This window comes from Pantoea sp. XY16, from assembly GCF_025153065.1.
Lineage (GTDB): Bacteria > Pseudomonadota > Gammaproteobacteria > Enterobacterales > Enterobacteriaceae > Pantoea > Pantoea alfalfae.
Genome location: NZ_JANZNP010000011.1, coordinates 168084 through 186756, shown reverse-complemented (window position 1 = coordinate 186756; position 18673 = coordinate 168084). Strand labels below are relative to the sequence as shown.

Sequence of the window (18673 nt, the reverse complement as noted above, 5' to 3'; positions counted from 1 at the left end):
GAATATTTGTCCAGCTGCCGATATCACCTTACCACCCGCTGATCGTAAGGAGTGATAGCGTGATAAAGCTGATTACCATTGATGAACTGCGCCCTGGGATGTTTATCCACAAGCTGGAGGTCTGGTGGATAAAGGACGAGCGCATTCATAATCAGATGCTGATCACCGATCCACGACAAATCGCCACGTTACGCAGTGAAGGGATCCGCCAGCTCTGGATCGACCTCGATCGATCTGTGCAGGCGCCGATCGCCACCTCGATCGCGAAAAGAACCATTGGGCGTACCCCATTTTTTCAGGAACTGGACCAGGCACAGCTGATCTTTCAGCAGGGCAAACCGAAAGTACTGGCGATGTTCAACGAAGCGCGGCTGGGTAACGGCCTGAAGCTTGATTATATGATGGATCTGGTGGATGACATCGCCGGCTCGATCACGCGTGAACCCTCAGCGATGCTCAGCGTGGCGCGGCTGAAAAATCATGATGACTACACCTATCTGCACTCCATGGCGGTCTGCGGGCTGATGATTGCACTGGGTAAAAAACTCGGGCTGGATGAGCAGCAGCTGCGTCGGGTGGGCATGGGCGGTTTACTGCATGATGTCGGCAAAGCCGCTGTGCCGCTGGCGATCCTGAACAAAGCGGGCAAGCTGACGGAAGAGGAGTTCAGGGTGATGCGCGAGCATCCGGTGGTGGGCACGCAGATGCTGATTGAAGCCGACGCCGATGACGATTTGCTCGATATCGCCCTGCATCATCATGAAAAATATGATGGCAGTGGCTACCCGCACCGTCTGAAAGGGGAAGCGATTTCGTTCTACGCCCGGATGGCAGCGGTGTGTGATGTCTACGATGCTGTCACCTCAACCCGCTCCTATCGCAACGGCTGGACACCGGCAGAGGCGATGCACCAGATGCTGAGCTGGCGCGGCCATTTCGATCCGGGCCTGCTGCACACCTTCGTGCGAACCATCGGCATCTATCCGGTAGGTTCGCTGGTGCGTCTGGCTTCCGGCCGGGTGGCGCTGGTGGTAAAGGCAGGCGAAAAATCGCTGATGCGCCCCTGTGTGCATGTCTTCTGGTCGCTGCACGCCCAGCGCGAAGTGAAACCGGAGGAGCTCGACCTCGGCGACAGTTTCTGCACCGACAGTATTGTGGGCGCAGAGGACAGTGCACTATGGGGTAACGTCGATCTCAATCGTATCTGGGCGCTGGAAGTCGCCTGATTTTTCGCCATTTTTACACTATTTTTACGCCCGCCCGCTGCATTTTAACCCCTTCTTTATACGCCTCCGCGCAAGCTACGCCATAAATCCAATCCTCTGGAGGTTCCTGTGAGCGTGGGCGTAATAACCGGCATTGTGCTGGTGGTGTTGTTACTGGGCTATCTGATCTATGCCCTGTTAAATGCGGAGGCTTTCTGATGGCGGCCAATGCTTTTTTACTCATCGCATTTTATCTGGTGCTGCTGATGGTGCTGGCGCAGCCGCTTGGCCGGGGCCTGGCCGCGTTAGTGGCCGACAAGCCGGTGTTTGCCCGGCTGGAAGCGCCGCTGTGGCGACTGCTGGGCGCGCAGCAATCGGAGATGCGCTGGCCGCACTACCTGCTGGCGATTCTGCTGTTTAATGCGCTGGGTTTCGTGGTGCTGCTGGCAATATTGCTGATGCAGGGCGCGCTGCCGCTGAATCCGCAGCAGCTGCCTGGCCTGAGCTGGCATCTGGCGCTGAACACCGCCGTGAGCTTCGTCACCAACACCAACTGGCAATCCTACAGCGGCGAAAGCACCCTGAGCTATTTCAGTCAGATGGTGGGCCTGACGGTGCAGAACTTCCTCTCAGCCGCAACCGGGATCGCCGTGGCGTTTGCGCTGATCCGTGGCTTCGCTAACCGCAGCGCTGCGACCCTGGGTAACGCCTGGCGCGACCTGACGCGCATCACGCTCTATGTCTTACTGCCGATCAGCCTGCTGGTGGCGCTGTTCTTTGTCAGTCAGGGCAGCATCCAGAACTTCGCACCTTATCACAGCTTCACCACGCTGGAAGGCGTGCAGCAGACACTGTCGATGGGGCCGGTGGCGTCGCAGGAAGCGATCAAAATGCTGGGCACCAACGGTGGCGGCTTCTTTAACGCCAACTCCTCCCATCCATTTGAAAACCCGACGGTGCTGACCAACCTGGTGCAGATGCTGAGCATCTTTCTGATCCCGGCGGCGCTCTGCTTCGCCTTTGGCGAAAGTGTGCGTGACCGTCGTCAGGGCCACATGCTGCTGTGGGCGATGACGCTGATGTTTGTCGCGGCGGTATCGGTCGTCATGTGGGCCGAACTGCAGGGCAACCCGCATTTCCTCCAGCTGGGGGCCGACAGCGCCGTCAACATGGAAGGCAAAGAGACGCGCTTTGGCATTCTTAACAGCAGCCTGTTCGCGGTCATTACCACCGCGGCCTCCTGCGGTGCGGTGAATGCCATGCACGACTCCTTTACTGCGCTGGGTGGCATGGTGCCGATGTGGCTGATGCAGCTGGGCGAAGTGGTGTTTGGCGGCGTCGGTGCCGGTCTCTACGGCATGCTGCTGTTTGTGCTGCTGGCGGTGTTTATCGCCGGGCTGATGATCGGTCGTACCCCGGAATTCCTGGGCAAAAAAATCGACGTCTGGGAGATGAAGATGACCGCGCTGGCGATTCTGGTCACCCCGGCGCTGGTGCTGATCGGCACCGCGCTGGCGATGATGACCGACGCTGGCCGCAGTGCAATGGCGAACCCCGGCATTCATGGCTTCAGCGAAGTGCTCTACGCCGTCTCCTCGGCGGCCAACAACAACGGCAGCGCCTTTGCCGGACTGAGTGCTAACACGCCGTTCTGGAACCTGTTACTGGCGGTCTGCATGCTGCTGGGCCGCTTCGGCATCATCATTCCGGTGATGGCGATTGCCGGTGCGATGGCGGTGAAAAAAGTGCAGCCGGTGGGTAACGGCACGCTGCCAACCCACGGTCCGCTGTTTATCGGACTGCTGATTGGCACGGTGCTGCTGGTGGGTGCACTGACCTTTATTCCTGCTCTGGCGCTGGGCCCGGTGGCTGAGCATCTGCAACTTGTTCAGGGACAATCCTCATGAGTCGTCAACAACAGGCATTATTTGACGCAGCGCTGCTGCGTACCTCGGCCTGGGATGCGGTGAAAAAGCTCGATCCCCGGGTACAGTTCCGTAACCCGGTGATGTTTGTGGTCTGGCTCGGCAGCGTGCTGACTACGCTACTGGCGCTGGCCATGCTGTCTGGCCGCATCAGCGGCAGCGCCAGTTTTACCGGCGCGATTGCGCTCTGGCTCTGGTTCACCGTGCTGTTCGCCAACCTGGCGGAGGCGCTGGCTGAAGGGCGCAGTAAAGCCCAGGCGAGCAGCCTGAAAGGAGTGAAAAAGACCAGCTTTGCCAAAAAACTGTCAGCGGCGCGTTATGGCGCGGAGTGGCAGCAGGTCAGTGCCGATGCGCTGCGCAAAGGCGACGCGGTGCTGGTCGAAGCGGGCGACATTATTCCCTGCGACGGTGAAGTGATAGAGGGTGGTGCCTCCGTGGATGAGAGCGCCATTACCGGTGAATCTGCACCGGTGATCCGTGAGTCAGGCGGTGACTTCGCCTCCGTCACGGGCGGTACGCGTATTCTCTCTGACTGGCTGGTCATTACCTGTAGCGCCAACCCGGGTGAAACCTTCCTTGACCGGATGATCGCCATGGTGGAAGGTGCGAAACGTCGCAAAACCCCGAATGAGATTGCCCTGACCATCCTGCTGGTGTCGCTGACTATCGTGTTCCTGCTGGCGACCGTCACGCTCTGGCCGTTCTCGGCCTGGGGCGGCAAGCCGGTCAGCATCACCGTACTGGTGGCGCTGCTGGTCTGTCTGATCCCCACCACTATCGGCGGGCTGTTGTCGGCGATTGGGGTGGCGGGGATGAGCCGTATGCTGGGTGCGAACGTCATTGCGACCAGCGGACGTGCGGTGGAAGCCGCAGGCGATGTGGATGTGCTGATGCTGGACAAAACCGGCACCATCACGCTGGGTAACCGTCAGGCGACCCAGTTCCTGCCCGCGCCGGGCGTCAGCGAAGAGCAACTGGCCGACGCCGCGCAGCTCGCCTCGCTGGCCGATGAGACACCTGAAGGCCGCAGCATCGTGGTGCTGGCGAAGCAGCGCTTTAATCTGCGTGAACGCGATCTCAGCAGCATGGGCGCCAGCTTTATTCCGTTCTCAGCCCAGACCCGCATGAGTGGCGTAAACGTGCAGGACCGGTTGATCCGCAAGGGTGCGGTCGATGCGGTACGTCGTCATATTGAAGCGAACCATGGCCGTTTCCCTGCCGAGGTCAATGCGCAGGTGGAAGAGGTGGCACGCAGTGGCGGCACGCCACTGGTGGTGTCAGAGGGCGCGAACGTGCTGGGCGTGGTGGCGCTGAAAGATATCGTGAAGGGCGGCATCAAAGAACGCTTTGCCGAACTGCGCAAAATGGGCATTAAAACGGTGATGATCACCGGCGATAACCCGCTGACCGCCGCGGCCATTGCGGCGGAAGCGGGCGTGGATGACTTCCTGTCAGAGGCGACGCCGGAAGCCAAACTGGCGCTGATCCGCCAGTATCAGGCAGAAGGACGGTTAGTGGCGATGACCGGCGACGGCACCAACGATGCGCCTGCCCTGGCGCAGGCGGATGTGGCGGTGGCGATGAACTCCGGTACCCAGGCGGCGAAAGAGGCGGGCAACATGGTCGATCTCGACTCGAACCCGACCAAGCTGCTGGAAGTGGTGCACATCGGTAAACAGATGCTGATGACGCGCGGTTCCCTGACCACCTTCAGTATCGCCAACGACGTGGCGAAATATTTCGCCATCATTCCGGCGGCGTTTGCGGCCACCTATCCGCAGCTCAACATGCTGAACGTGATGCAGCTGCACTCGCCCGCCAGCGCGATTCTGTCGGCGGTGATCTTTAACGCCCTGGTGATTATCTTCCTGATCCCGCTGGCCCTGAAAGGCGTCAGCTACCGTCCGCTGAGTGCTGCTGCGCTGCTGCGCCGCAACCTGCTGATTTACGGTCTGGGTGGCCTGCTGGTGCCGTTTGTCGGCATCAAAGCGATCGATCTGCTGTTAGTGCTTTCAGGCATGGCCTGAGGAGAAAAAAATGAGTCAGTTACGTCCGGCAATTTTACTGTTGTTGTTGCTTACGCTTGTGACCGGCGTGGTTTATCCTTTCCTCACCACCGGGCTGGCGCAATGGCTTTTTCCGGCCCAGGCCAATGGCTCGCTGCTGGAGGAGGAGGGCGTGGCGCACGGATCTGCGCTGATTGGGCAGAACTTTACCCAGCCCGGCTATTTCTGGGGGCGTCCTTCAGCCACCAGTGATAAAGCCTATAATCCGCTGGCCTCGGGCGGCAGTAATCTGGCCGCCAGCAACCCGGCGCTGGATAAAGCGGTGGCCGACCGCATCGCTGTACTGCGGGCCGCCAATCCCCAGGCAGCGGCCGCCGTGCCGGTTGAGCTGGTGACTGCTTCCGCCAGCGGGCTGGACCCGGATATTTCGCCTCAGGCTGCACTGTGGCAGGCTCCGCGTGTCGCTGCCAGCCGCAAGGTGCCGGTGGCACAGGTCGAGGCGCTGATTGAAAAGATGACGCATCGTCCGCTGCTGCCCTTCCTCGGCATACCGACCCTCAATGTGTTGCAGCTGAATATAGCGCTCAACGAACTGTAATGGTGTAAAGGAAGCGATGAACCACGAACCCCAGCGTCCCGATCCCGACGCGCTGCTGCAGGCTAACCGCGAGAGTCATCGCGGACAGCTGAAGATTTACTTTGGTGCCTGTGCGGGCGTGGGCAAAACCTACGCCATGCTGCAGGAGGCACAGCGGCTGCGTGCGCAGGGTCTGGATGTGCTGATCGGCGTGGTAGAGACCCACGACCGGCCGGAAACCGCGCAGCTGCTGACAGGCTTAACCCTGCTGCCGCGGCGCGCAACCGGCCGCTCGCGTCATGCGGAGTTTGATCTTGATGCTGCGCTGGCCCGCCATCCGGCGGTGATCCTGATGGATGAGCTGGCGCATACCAACGTGCAGGGCTCACGCCATCCCAAGCGCTGGCAGGATATCGAGGAGCTGTTGGAAGCGGGCATCGACGTGCTCACCACCGTCAACGTGCAGCATCTTGAGAGCCTCAATGATGTGGTCGGCGGCGTCACCGGCATTCAGGTGCGCGAAACCGTGCCTGATCCCTTTTTCGACAGCGCCAATGAAGTGGTGCTGGTCGATCTGCCGCCCGACGATCTGCGGCAGCGGCTGAAAGAGGGCAAAGTCTACATTGGTGACCGCGCAGAACGCGCCATCGAAAACTTTTTCCGCAAAGGTAACCTGTTCGCCCTGCGTGAGCTGGCCCTGCGTCGCACCGCCGATCGGGTGGATGACCAGATGCGCGCCTGGCGCGATCAGCAGGGACGGGATCGCGTCTGGCACACCCGCGATGCCATTCTGCTCTGTATTGGTGACGACAGCGGCAGTGAAAAGCTGGTGCGCACCGCCGCCCGGCTGGCAGCACGGCTCGGCAGTGAATGGCACGCGGTCTATGTCGAAACGCCGCGGCTTAACCGGCTGCCGGAAGCGCGGCGACGGGCGATTCTGCGTACCTTACAGCTGGCGCAGGAGCTGGGCGCAGAAACCGCCACGCTCTCGGAACCGGATGAAGCGGAAGCGGTGCTGGGCTACGCCCGCGAACACAACCTGGGTAAAATCGTCACTGGCCGTCGCCCGCAGCGGCGCTGGCGGCGTGACAGTTTTGCCGAACGTCTGGGTCAGCTTGGCCCCGATCTCGACCTGCTGGTCGTCGCACTGGATGAGCCGCTGAAGGATGCGCCGCATCCGCTGCCGGATGGCCGCGTCACCAGTGAAAAATGGCGCATTCAGCTGCGTGGCGTGATGATGGCGCTGGTGCTCTGCATCGTCGTCACCGCAGCCGGACAGTCTGTGCTGATCAATTTCGATCCCGCCAACTGTGTGATGATCTACCTGCTGGCGGTCGTGATCGTGGCGCTGCGCTATGGCCGCTGGCCGTCGGTGATCGCTACGGTGATGAACATCATCGCCTTTGACCTCTTCTTTGTGGCCCCCACCGGCACGGTGGCGGTCTCCGATCTGCAATATCTGGTGACCTTTGGCGTGATGCTGGCGGTGGGCGTCATTGTCGGCAATCTCACGGCCGGGGTGCGCTATCAGGCGCGGGTGGCGCGCTACCGCGAACAGCGGGCGCGCCAGCTCTATGAGATGGCGAAATCGCTGGGCAGCGCGCTGACGCCGCAGGATATTGCCGCCACCAGCCAGCGTGTGCTGGATGCCACGTTACAGGCGCGCTGCCTGCTGCTGCTGCCGGATGAGCAGGGCGAGCTGCAACCGGTGGGCGAGGCGTTACCGGCCAGTGAGCCGGATCGTGCGATTGCGAAATGGAGTTACAGCAAAGGCCAGCCTGCGGGTGCGGGCACCGATACCTTACCGGCGGTGCCCTATCAGATCCTGCCGCTGAAAAGTGGCGCGCACTGCCGTGGTTTGCTGGTGGTGGAGCCGCAGAATCTGCGTCAGTTGATGATCCCCGAACAGCAGCGGCTGGTGGAAACCTTTACGGTACTGATTGCCAATGCGCTGGAGCGGATGGCGCTGTCGCACAGCGAGGCAGCCTCCCGTCTCTCGGCAGAGCGGGAACAGCTGCGCAATGCGCTGCTGTCGGCGCTGTCGCACGACCTGCGCACCCCGCTGACCGTGCTGTTTGGGCAGGCGGAAATGCTGATGCTCGATCTGGCCAGCGACAACTCAAAATATGTGCCGCAGGCCAGCCAGATCCGCGAGCAGACGCTGAGCACTATCCGGCTGGTGAGCAATATGCTGGATATGGCGCGCATTCAGTCGGGTGGCCTCAACCTGCGTGAGGAGTGGCTGGCGCTGGAAGAGGTGATCGGCGGGGCGCTGAGCAGCATGGCACCGTCGCTGAAAGGGCATGAGGTTCAGCTCGATCTGCCGGACGATATCGTGCTGATCAAAGGCGATAGTACGCTGCTGGAACGCGTTTTCACTAACCTGATTGAGAACAGCCTGAAGTATGCCGGTAACAGCGCACCACGCGGCATTCGCGCCTGGCGTGCCGCATCACGACTGGAGATTGCGGTCTGGGATAGCGGACCGGGCATTGCCGAAGACGACTTAAGCCGGATATTCGATAAATTCTGGCGGGGCGACAAAGAGTCGGCGGTGCCGGGCGTCGGGCTGGGTCTGGCAATCTGTAAAACCATTATCGAGAGCCACGGCGGTCAGATCTGGGCCGAAAACCGACCCGAAGGGGGCGCGGCATTTCGTCTCTCGCTGCCACTGCCGCCGGTCCCTGAAATTTCTGACGAAGGGCTGAAATAACTTCACAGTTGATCGGTTATACTCCCGGACCTGTTTGATTATTCGTGGGATTGTATGGAACGTTTTACCGAAAACCTGATGTATGCATCGCGCTGGTTGCTGGCCCCGGTTTACATTGGACTTTCGCTGGGATTACTGGCGCTGACCATTAAATTTTTCCAGGAAATTTTCCACCTGCTGCCCAACATTTTCAGCATTGCGGAAAACGATCTGATCCTGCTGCTGCTGTCGCTGGTGGATATGACGCTGGTTGGCGGCCTGCTGGTGATGGTGATGCTGTCGGGTTATGAGAACTTCATCTCCAGGCTCGATATCGACGAAGATAAAGAGAAGCTGAGCTGGCTGGGCAAGATGGACTCCGGCTCGCTGAAAAACAAAGTCGCCGCCTCCATTGTCGCCATCTCCTCGATCCACCTGCTGCGGGTGTTTATGGAAGCGCGCAACGTCGAAAACGACAAGCTGATGTGGTACGTGATTATCCACCTGACCTTTGTGCTCTCCGCCTTTGTGATGGGCTGGCTGGATCAGATGTCGCGCAGCGATAAAAAACCGAAGTAACCTCTCTGGCGGCCCGCTGAGGCGGGCGCCTGCTTTACCCTTTCCGCTCTGCTCCCCCTGAACGACCCGCTGGCTGTGAGGCCGGACGTGTGCCCGCCAGCTGCGGCATCACCTCTTTGATCATGGCAAAAAAGTGTTGCAGCCTGGCCGGGTAGTAACTCGCCCAGGGATAAGTCAGCCACACCGGCAGCGGCGGGGCCTGCCAGGCGGGCATCAGCTGAACCAGACTGCCATCCGCTAAATCGTCCTGTACCGCCCACGAGGAGACAATCGCCGCGCCCATCCCGGCCAGCGCCGCTTTGCGCACCGCATATAAACTGTCGCTGCTCAGCCGGGGCGTAATCGCCAGGTTCACCGGCTGGCCGTCGTCAATCTTCTGCAACGCCACTTCATTACGGTAAAAGCTGGTCAGCGCCAGCCACGGCAAATCGCGCAGCTGTTCCACCTGTTCAATCGACGGATGCTGCGCCAGCAGGTGCGGGGCCGCCACCACAATGCGTGGCACTTCGGCTAACAGAATCGCCACGACCGAAGGATCGGTGGGCGCACCGACCTGAATGGCGCAGTCCACGTTCTCCGCCATAAAGTCGGGCGTGCGGTCATTCAGCATCCACTCGATATTGAGACGGGGATAGCGGTGCAGATAGTCCACCAGCGGCGCGATCAGCTGATCCTGACCAAAGGCGTGCGGCGCACGAACCCGCAGCGTACCGACCGGGTCATCGCTGGCACCGGTCAGCTCATCTTCCAGCGCATGCCAGGTCGCCAGCAGCTGCCGTGCCTGGGCGTAGCAGCGTTCGCCATCATCGGTGAGCTTCAGCGCATGGGTGGTGCGCAGGATCAGCTTGAGGCCCAGCCGCTGCTCCAGGGTCTGCAAGCGACGGCTGACGGTAGGCTGTGTCGTGCCGAGCTGGGCCGCGGCGGCGGACAAGCTGCCGCTCTCGACAATACGGATAAACGTCTGCATCAGGTCGATGCGATCGCTGCTGTTAGGGTTGTTCATACGTACCACGCATAACGGTTTTGCCTGATGTCAGTCTACCGCGTATAACCGTGATGCGCTTTAATGATGTGACGAAATGATGAGGATTACAGCATGTCAGCCATACAGACTCAGACGCAAAATGAATCGCTCTCCACACCGCTGGTGTTTACCCTGGCCGCCGGAGCCGGGCTCAGCGTCGCATCGATTTACTACAGCCAGCCGATGCTGGATATCATCAGTAAGCAGTTCAATGCGGGTATCGGCGCAGTCGGCATGGTGCCGATGCTGACCCAGGCGGGCTATGCGCTGGGTATTCTGCTGCTGGCCCCGCTGGGCGATCGTCATGATCGTCGCACCATTATCTTTATCAAAGGTTTACTGCTGGTCGCGGCGCTGTTGCTGTGTGGTTTTTCCGGCGGACTCAGCGCGCTGCTGGTTGCCAGTTTTATCACCGGGCTGACCGCCACCGTGGCGCAGGACATTGTGCCCGCGTCGGCGGCGCTGGCGCCGGAACGCAGCCGGGGTAAAACAGTCGGCACGGTGATGACCGGGCTGCTGGTGGGCATCCTACTGTCGCGGGTGGTCAGCGGGGTGGTGGCAGAGTATTTCGGCTGGCGCACCATGTATATGATCGCCGCCCTGGCGGTGCTGCTGATTACGCTGACGCTGTGGCGGGTGTTGCCGCGCTTCGCGCCGGGCTCTTCGGTGAGCTATCCGCGCCTGTTGCTGTCGCTGGTGCATCTGTGGCGTCACCATCAGACGCTGCGCCGGGCTGCGCTGGCTCAGGGTCTGCTTTCTGTCGCCTTCAGCGCCTTCTGGTCAACGCTGGCGTTAATGCTCAGCGACCGCTTTCATCTGGACAGTGCGGTGGCCGGTGCCTTTGGTTTAGCCGGTGCAGCAGGTGCCATGGCAGCCCCGCTGGCGGGCAGTTTCGCTGACCGCATTGGTCCGGCAAGGGTTACGCAGGCCGGTGCCGCGCTGGTGACGATCTCTTTTGCACTGATGTTTCTGCTGCCGCTGCTGCCCATGCCCGCGCAGCTGGCGCTGATTGTCCTCTGCACCATCGGCTTTGATTTAGGGGTGCAGGCCACGCTGGTGGCGCATCAGACACTGGTCTATGGCCTGGCACCCGAAGCGCGCAGCCGCCTGAATGCGCTGCTGTTTACCGTGGTGTTTATCGGTATGGCTACCGGTGCGGCAGTGGGGAGTCTGGCGCTGGCGCACTGGGGCTGGAATGGCGTGGTTGCGCTCGCCACCCTGGCCGGTGCCGCCGCGCTGGCGGTTCGCTTCGCCAGTCGTCACCTGAAAAACTGACATCGCGCCCGTCAAAAAATGTGCCAGGCTTATTCATAAACCCGAAATATTCTGGAGTGTTATGAACTTTTTAGCCTGGACAGCAGCGACGGGCGGCCTCTTGCTGCTGATGTCGCTGGCTGCCGGTTGGATTCACCGGGGGCCAGTTACCTCATTTGGTCTGTTTCTGATTGCGGGCATTCTCTGCGGCCCCTGGGGATTTGACCTCATCCACGTCGATATCGTGACCCATTCCGAAGCGGTGGCCCATATCACCGAAATCACCATGGCGGCCTCGCTGTTTATCACCGGACTTAAGCTGCGTCTGCCACTGCAGAATAACTGCTGGCAAACCGGGCTGAAACTGGCGTTTCCTGCCATGCTGTTCACCGTCGCCGCGATGACCCTGCTGGCGCATTTCCTGGTGGGATTAGACTGGCCGATTGCGCTGGCATTTGGTGCGATAGTGGCGCCGACCGATCCGGTGCTGGCGAGCTTAATCTCGGTCAACGATGCGCAGGATGATGATTCGCTGCGCGTGGCGATCTCCAGCGAAGCGGGCATGAACGATGGCTCCGCGCTGCCGCTGCTGATACTGGCGCTGCTGCTGTTCAATGGCGAGAGCCTGAATGGTGCGATGCTGGCCCACTGGGGGGCGGTCGAGGTGCTCTGGGCGATTGGCGGCGGTTTGACTATTGGTTATGTGCTAGGGCAGTTGATCGGCCTGCTGGCGACCCGACTGCGCAATGCCAATGGCGACGTCGCACCCAATGATTTTCTGGCGCTGGCGCTGATAGCCCTCAGTTATTCACTGGTAGAAGGGCTGGGCGCCTCCGGTTTCCTGGCCGCCTTTGCCGCAGGACTGGGATTACGCCGCGCCGAGCTGGGCGTGTTCCGTCGCCATCAGCCGGACGATCTCTCTGACGATGAGCGCGTGTTGCCCTCTGAGGCGCTGGTGAATCCCAACATACGCCTGGCGCATCAGGGCAACAACAATATGGTGAAGTCGATTGGGTTTGTAGTAGGCGACGCGCTCTCTTTTGGCGATACTATTGAACGTTTACTGGCGGCTGGCATGATGGTGGTGCTGGGCGTCACACTGGCGCAGCACTGGAACATCTACGGCGTGCTGATTGGCCTGGTGCTGTTTGCCGTAGTACGACCGCTGGCCGTCTGGCTGGTGACGCTGCGCGCCGGACTGCCGCTGGGGCAGCGCCTGCTGATCGGCTGGCTGGGCATCCGGGGGATTGGTAGCCTGAACTACATCGCCTATGCCTGGACGCACGGTATGCAAGGCCCGCAGATGGAAATTATGACGAATATAGCGTTAACGCTGGTGGTCTGCAGCGTGGTGGTTCACGGCACCACGGTGACGCCGCTGCTGAACTGGCGTCAGAAGCGCCTCGAAGCCCTTCAGCGCAAGGTTTAACCCGAACGAACAGGAGTTAAAAATGAAAGTGACTCAGATAGTGCTGCTAAGCCTCCTTGCCTCCGGCAGCGCGCTGGCAGCGGATGACGCTGATACTGAACAGAATGTCTATGCCAGCCAGTTGTGCCACATTGTCAGCGGTGAGAAAAAAGTCGCCACGGCGGATCACTATGTCGAGCAAATGAAATCGACCGTGGCGGGCGGCCAGTCACCATCGGCGATGAATCAGCCGGAATTTGATGAAGAGTCTGCGCGTGAAGTGGCCAGTGCCTGGCTGCAACTTGGCGACGATGAGCGGGCCAAACTGCGCGTCAACGAACAGCAGTGTGAACAGGCCGTGATGGCACAATTCCAGCAGGAAGATTAAGCCCGCCGGATAAGATAATAACGCGCCTGACGGGCGCGTTTTTTTATGGCTTTTCAGGGGCCATTGCGTACATAATCGCCATCCATGGCACCAGACTTGCATCTGTTCATTCTTCGGTAGCCTGCCGCAATGGCTTGCTCATTACTCTGGCATCACACAACAGGCATTATGATTACGCGTCGACGCTTTATTCTCGGCACGGGAGCGCTCGGGCTCTCCATGACCACCGGCAAATTATTTGCCCGTGATGACATTATTCCCCTCTGGCCGGACGATCCGCCCGGCGGCGGCGGCCCATCCGGCCAGTTGCATATTAACAGCAGCGGTTCCTGGTCAAATATCGTCAGCCCGGCGATTCAGCGCTTTAAACCGGAAAATCCCAATGGCGAAGCGGTATTAATCGCCGCTGGCGGCGGTTATCGCTGGATCGGCATGGGACGTGAAGCCTGGCCGGTGGCGCGCTGGCTGAACGCCAGTGGCTATACCGCTTATGTGCTCAGCTACCGGTTACCGCATGAGAAGTGGCAGGCGGGGCGGCTGGCCCCCTTGCAGGATGCGCAGCGCGCCATCCGGCTGGTGCGCTCTTTTGAGCGTAAGGTGCATGTGCTGGGCTTCTCGGCAGGCGGACATCTGCTGGGGCTGGCGGCGGCGCGGCCAGACTTTGAATCTTATCCGGCCATCGATCCGCTGGATGAAGTGGTGCCGAAAGTCGATAGCGTCGGCCTGATCTATCCGGTCATCACCCTGGAAGCGCCTTATCAGCACACCAACACGCATCTGATGATGGTCGGCAAAAATGCCACGCCGCAGGATGAGGCGAACTGGTCAGTGCAGAACTTCGTGACCCGGCAATATCCGCCGACGTTTCTGGCGCAGGCCGAGGACGATCACACCTCCAATCCGTTTAACACCGAACTGATGCGCGACACCTGTCGCCGTAACCGCGTGCCGGTTGAGCTGATTCAGATCAGCAAAGGCGGACATGGATTCGGTCTTGGTAAAGCGGGAACGCCTGCGGCGTTGTGGGATCAGGCGTATGTACGCTGGCTGGATCGCGTAAGCTAAGTTGCACTGACGCGGTTCTGCACTGCACAGTCAGAAAGCGGATGTGAATGCGGTATAAAAAAACAGGCGACCTTAAGTCGCCTGTTTTGTTTCCGAAGCCCGGTGCGGGTTAACGCATCGTCACAAACTCTTCCGCTGCGGTCGGGTGGATCGCCACGGTGTTATCGAAGTCTTTCTTGGTCGCGCCCATTTTCAGCGCCACGGCGAAGCCCTGCAGCATCTCATCCATACCGAATCCGATGCCGTGAATGCCGACGATCTTCTCATCGGCACCCACACAGACCAGCTTCATGCGGCACGGCTGACGATGCTGGGTGACCGCGGTGTACATCGCGGTAAACGACGATTTATAAACCTTCACCTGGTCATCACCATACTGTTCGCGCGCCTGCGGCTCGGTCAATCCTACGGTGCCAATCGGCGGATGGCTGAACACCACGGTCGGCACGTTGCTGTAATCCAGATGCTCGTCCGGCTTGTTGTTAAACAGACGCTCAGAGAGACGACGGCCCGCGGCCACCGCAACCGGCGTCAGCTCAACCGCACCGGTGTTGTCGCCCACAGCGTAGACGCCTGACACATTGGTGTTCTGGAATTTATCGACGCTGATATAGCCTTTATCGTTCAGCGCCACGCCCGCAGCCTGAATATTGAGGTTGTCCGTTTCAGGCTCACGGCCAATCGCCCAGACAAGGCAATCCACAGTATAGTCGCTGCCATTTTCCAGCTGCAGCGTCAGGCTGCCATCGCTGTTTTTGATCACAGCCTTAGGAATGGCTTCGGTGTGCAGCGCCGGGCCTTCAGTGTTCATCACTTCGACCAGCGTCTCGGTGAGCAGCGGGTCGAAGCTGCGCAGCGGCGCGTGTTTACGCACGAACAGGTGGGTTTCCGATCCCAGCGCATTCACCACGCCCGCCAGTTCGACCGCGATGTAGCCCGCGCCGACAACCGCGGTGCGTTTAGGCAGCGCGTCCAGCTCGAAAAAGCCGTCAGAATCGATGCCGTACTCCGCACCCGGAATAGAAGGATGAACCGGGCGACCGCCAGTGGCGATCAGAATGTGGTTAGCCGTAATAATCTCGCCGTTGACCTCAACGCTGTGCGCATCGACAAAGCGGGCAAAGCCTTTGATCACTTCTACTTTGTTTTTACCCAGCACGTTGTCATAAGAGCTGTGGATGCGATCGATATAGGCGCTGCGGTTTTTGACCAGCGTGGCCCAGTCGAAGCGATTGACGGTGGTGTCGAAGCCATAATCCGGCCCGTAGAGGTGGATAGCTTCGGCGATTTGCGCGGCGTGCCACATGATTTTTTTCGGCACGCAACCTACGTTCACGCAGGTGCCACCCAGCTCTTTTGCTTCAATCAGGGCGCATTTCTGGCCATACATAGCCGCACGGTTAATCGAGGCGATGCCGCCGCTGCCGCCGCCAATGGCGAGATAGTCGAAATGTCGGGTCATTGAAGTATCCATCCGGTTGCATAAAAAATTGGGGTTGAGTGTAACGCTGCGGGTCGAAATGACGCAAAGTTTGCGCCTATGATTGTAATAGGGTTCTGTTTTTTCACTCGCTTACAGGGAAGCATACCATGCACCTTACTTTTCTTGGCACCGGCGGCGGTGCTCCCAGTCTGCAACGCAACGTGACCTCCATTGCTTTTACCCGTGCGCTGAGTGGTGAAACCTGGCTGTTCGACTGCGGCGAGGGCACACAGTTACAGTTTATGCGCTCCAGCCTGAAACCGGGCAAGCTGGAAAAGATTTTTATTACCCATCTGCATGGCGATCATATTTTTGGGCTGCCGGGCTTACTCACCAGCCGGTCTATGGCCGGACTGACCTCACCGATGACGGTTTATGGGCCCAGAGGATTAAAGACCTTTGTTGAGACGGCGCTGTCGATCAGCGGCTCCTATACCGACTATCTGCTGAACATCGTTGAAATTGAGGCGGGCTGGACGCTGGATGACGGTGAGTTTCGTATCAGTGCCTGGCCGCTGAGCCATCCGGTGGAGTGCTATGGCTATCGCATTGAACAGCACGACAAACCCGGCCTGCTGGATGCCGGGCGGCTGAAAGCCGAAGGGGTGCCCCGCGGACCGTGGTTCCAGCAGCTGAAGCAGGGAGAATGTGTGACGCTGGAGGATGGGCGGGTGGTCAACGGGGCTGACTACCTTGGCCCGGCGACACCCGGCAAAAAGCTGGCCATCTTTGGCGATACGGCACCCACGGAGGTTGCGCTGCAACTGGCGGCAGATGTTGACCTGATGGTGCATGAAACCACGCTGGAGGCGGTGATGATGGAGAAAGCCAACGGGCGCGGGCACTCCACAACCCTGCAGGCGGCGGAGGTGGCAAAGCGTGCCGGGGCAAAGCGGATGATCGCCACCCATTTCAGCTCCCGCTATCTGGCAAAGGACATGAGCCGCCTGCTGGCGGAGTGCCAGACCATTTTCCCCTGCACCGAGCTGGCCTCGGACCTGGCGGTATTTACGGTTTAGTGATGCAGAGCCGGATAGGTAAACAGCAGCAGATGGGTAATATTCAGAGCGAAGTGCAGGGCGGTCGCCAGCCATAAGCGGCCGCTCCAGTGCCACGCCAGACCATAAAGCAGCCCGGCCAGCGTCGCGAAAACCACCAGCAGCACGCCGCCGGTTGCATGCGCCAGCCCGAACACCAGCGCGCTGATTACCAGCGCGGGCATCCCGCCCAGCGCATCCCTCAGCCGCTGTTGCAGATAGCCGCGGAACAGCGCCTCTTCGGTCAGTGAGACAAAGAACAGGTTCGCCAGCATAAACACGGGCAGCCAGGGCGGAAAATGAGGCTCCACGGCCAGGCCGCCCAGCAGCACGGCGCTACCCAGCAGCAGCGGCACGGCGGCGATTAATGCCAGCGCAGCGATCCACGGATAACGTGGCGGACAGGCGCGGGCGCGGAACAGCGTGGGCAGGCAGGCCAGCAGTACAAAGGGGATCAGCGCTTTATCGAAGTTGAAGGAGAAACTGAATGGCAGGCTCTGTGCGCCTGCCTTTACCTCATCGACGACGAGGGGATTGTGAAAGCCCGGAAAAAGATGGAGGAACAATCCCAGCGACATCAGCATCAGCAACGCTTCACTCAGAATATGCTGCCGGGAACGGATTGGGTCAAAGCGGCGCAGCGCGACCAGTGCCGCAATCCCGGCCAGCAGTGGCAGCACCGGCCACGTCAGGACGTCGTGATAAAACCCCAGCAGCGCGGCGAGCGCTAACAACAGTAGCGCCAGCCGCCGGGCGGGTTGCAGCGCGCCCAGTGCGCCTGCCAGCAGAATCCACATAATCGTTTTATTCAGGAACGATCTGGTTCACCACGAAGTGACCGGTACCAGCCGGAACCAGTTTTTTGTGCAGCCATGGCAGCAGAGTATTCATCTGCTGGGCCAGCTTCCACGGCGGGTTAATCACGATCATGCCGGAGGCGGTCATGCCGCGCTGATCGCTGTCCGGACGGGCGGCCAGTTCGATCTGCAGGATATTGCGGATGCCGGTTGCTTCCAGGTCGCGCAGCATGTGTTTGATCTGCTGACGCAACACCACCGGATACCACAGCGCAAAGACGCCGGTGCCAAACCGTTTATGGCCTTCCTGAATGCCTTTCACCACCGCCTGGTAGTCGCTTTTCATCTCATAAGGCGGGTCAATCAGTACCAGACCGCGACGCGACGGCGGTGGCAGTTTCGATTTCAACTGCTGATAACCGTCGGCACGGTCGACGCGCGCGCGGTTATCTTTGCTGAATTCATTGCGCAGCAGCGGATAGTCGCTGGAGTGCAGCTCGGTGAGTTGCAGTCGGTCATCTTCACGCAGCAGATGACGGGCAATCAGCGGGGAACCCGGATAGTAGCGCAGCGAGGGGCCACGATTCAGCGCACCGATCGCGTCAAAATAGGGTTGCAGCAGTTCCGGTGCATCGGGCTGTTGCCAGATACGCGAGATGCCTTCCAGATATTCACCGGTACGCTCGGCGTGCTCGCCGCTCAACTGGTAGCGACCTGCACCCGCATGGGTATCCAGGTAGAAAAACGGTTTCTCTTTCTCTTTCAGCGCCGTGATGATCAGGCTCAGAACGGTATGCTTCAGCACGTCGGCGTGGTTGCCCGCATGGAAGCTATGGCGATAACTCAGCATTGTTTATCCTGTTGAATGTATAAGGTTTTAATTGATGGAAAATCAATTTATACCAATTATTACCTCACGTATTACCCACAGAACGACGCACAGCAACCGACGCAGGAAAAGCATGAGAATCCGCGATTATATCAGGGATGGCCTGGCGATGGGCCAGAAGCGTGATAACAAATCGGGATGACAGGGCGCGGCATCCTGTTACACGCATGCAAACGCAGAAAGCTGCCCGACGCGCCCGCCATAATCGCTGTCATGGTTTAAAAGCAGCGGGCTTTCGGGTAGCCATTCGCGTGTTTCTTCCCCGCCTCATCCTGACCCCCATTGATTTTCACTACACTAAGCCGCATGTTACTTAGATTGCGTTGCGCGACCCGCTGCGCCCC

16 protein-coding genes are annotated in these 18673 nt (G+C 59.8%); 12 read left to right on the top strand and 4 right to left on the bottom strand.

What is annotated here, in order from left to right; all coding sequences use genetic code 11:
- The first annotated feature begins 59 nt into the window (after positions 1 to 59).
- From N1689_RS16380 to N1689_RS16350, 7 genes are all read left to right on the top strand, one after another.
- Positions 60 to 1226, top strand: a complete 1167-nt coding sequence (locus N1689_RS16380; protein WP_161734086.1) for an HD-GYP domain-containing protein — start codon at positions 60 to 62, stop codon at positions 1224 to 1226.
- Positions 1227 to 1334: 108 nt separating this feature from the next.
- Positions 1335 to 1424, top strand: a complete 90-nt coding sequence (gene kdpF, locus N1689_RS16375) for a K(+)-transporting ATPase subunit F (protein WP_010253443.1) — start codon at positions 1335 to 1337, stop codon at positions 1422 to 1424.
- A complete protein-coding gene (gene kdpA / locus N1689_RS16370; RefSeq protein ID WP_161734088.1) occupies positions 1424 to 3112 on the top strand; it encodes a potassium-transporting ATPase subunit KdpA in 1689 nt (562 codons plus the stop codon). The genes kdpF and kdpA overlap by 1 nt, the downstream gene beginning before the upstream one ends.
- Complete coding sequence (gene kdpB / locus N1689_RS16365) at positions 3109 to 5157, top strand: potassium-transporting ATPase subunit KdpB (RefSeq protein WP_161734090.1); 2049 nt, start codon at positions 3109 to 3111, stop codon at positions 5155 to 5157. The genes kdpA and kdpB overlap by 4 nt, the downstream gene beginning before the upstream one ends.
- 10 nt (positions 5158 to 5167) lie before the next feature.
- Positions 5168 to 5734, top strand: a complete 567-nt coding sequence (kdpC, locus tag N1689_RS16360) for a potassium-transporting ATPase subunit KdpC (RefSeq protein WP_260059439.1) — start codon at positions 5168 to 5170, stop codon at positions 5732 to 5734.
- 16 nt (positions 5735 to 5750) lie between these two features.
- Entirely contained in the window at positions 5751 to 8426 is a 2676-nt protein-coding gene (kdpD, locus tag N1689_RS16355; RefSeq protein WP_260059438.1) for a two-component system sensor histidine kinase KdpD, read from the top strand.
- A gap of 54 nt (positions 8427 to 8480) precedes the next feature.
- Positions 8481 to 8984 carry a TIGR00645 family protein gene (locus tag N1689_RS16350; protein ID WP_222924868.1) on the top strand — a complete coding sequence of 168 codons (504 nt, stop codon included), beginning with the start codon at positions 8481 to 8483 and terminating at the stop codon, positions 8982 to 8984.
- Positions 8985 to 9018: 34 nt separating this feature from the next.
- Here N1689_RS16350 and N1689_RS16345 read toward each other — a convergent pair whose 3' ends face one another.
- Positions 9019 to 9987 carry a LysR family transcriptional regulator gene (locus N1689_RS16345; protein ID WP_260059437.1) on the bottom strand — a complete coding sequence of 323 codons (969 nt, stop codon included), beginning with the start codon at positions 9985 to 9987 and terminating at the stop codon, positions 9019 to 9021.
- 93 nt (positions 9988 to 10080) lie between these two features.
- Here N1689_RS16345 and N1689_RS16340 point away from each other — a divergent pair, with 93 nt between their 5' ends.
- The 4 genes from N1689_RS16340 (at position 10081) to N1689_RS16325 (ending at position 14123) form a co-directional block, all read left to right on the top strand.
- Positions 10081 to 11283, top strand: coding sequence for an MFS transporter (locus N1689_RS16340; RefSeq protein ID WP_222924870.1), 1203 nt, complete (start codon positions 10081 to 10083; stop codon positions 11281 to 11283).
- Between the two features lie 61 nt (positions 11284 to 11344).
- Positions 11345 to 12691: a sodium:proton antiporter gene (locus N1689_RS16335; protein ID WP_161734100.1), complete on the top strand. Its 1347-nt coding sequence runs from the start codon at positions 11345 to 11347 to the stop codon at positions 12689 to 12691.
- A gap of 22 nt (positions 12692 to 12713) precedes the next feature.
- Complete coding sequence (locus N1689_RS16330) at positions 12714 to 13058, top strand: hypothetical protein (protein ID WP_033784234.1); 345 nt, start codon at positions 12714 to 12716, stop codon at positions 13056 to 13058.
- Between the two features lie 168 nt (positions 13059 to 13226).
- Entirely contained in the window at positions 13227 to 14123 is an 897-nt protein-coding gene (locus N1689_RS16325; protein WP_161734102.1) for an alpha/beta hydrolase, read from the top strand.
- 109 nt (positions 14124 to 14232) lie between these two features.
- On the opposite strand, the gene gorA is transcribed toward N1689_RS16325, so the two are convergent.
- Positions 14233 to 15585, bottom strand: coding sequence for a glutathione-disulfide reductase (gene gorA / locus N1689_RS16320; protein WP_161734104.1), 1353 nt, complete (start codon positions 15583 to 15585; stop codon positions 14233 to 14235).
- A 128-nt stretch (positions 15586 to 15713) separates the two neighbouring features.
- On the opposite strand from gorA, the gene rnz reads away from it, so the two are divergent.
- A complete protein-coding gene (gene rnz / locus N1689_RS16315; RefSeq protein ID WP_260059436.1) occupies positions 15714 to 16625 on the top strand; it encodes a ribonuclease Z in 912 nt (303 codons plus the stop codon).
- Here the strand turns inward: rnz and N1689_RS16310 are convergent.
- Together N1689_RS16310 and N1689_RS16305 are read right to left on the bottom strand one after the other, a co-directional pair.
- The gene (locus tag N1689_RS16310) at positions 16622 to 17440 is read right to left on the bottom strand and encodes a CPBP family intramembrane glutamic endopeptidase (RefSeq protein ID WP_260059435.1); all 819 of its coding nucleotides are present in this window, start codon (positions 17438 to 17440) and stop codon (positions 16622 to 16624) included. The genes rnz and N1689_RS16310 overlap by 4 nt on opposite strands.
- Before the next feature lie 7 nt (positions 17441 to 17447).
- Positions 17448 to 18290 carry a 23S rRNA (adenine(2030)-N(6))-methyltransferase RlmJ gene (locus N1689_RS16305; protein ID WP_161734110.1) on the bottom strand — a complete coding sequence of 281 codons (843 nt, stop codon included), beginning with the start codon at positions 18288 to 18290 and terminating at the stop codon, positions 17448 to 17450.
- Positions 18291 to 18673: the final 383 nt, after the last annotated feature.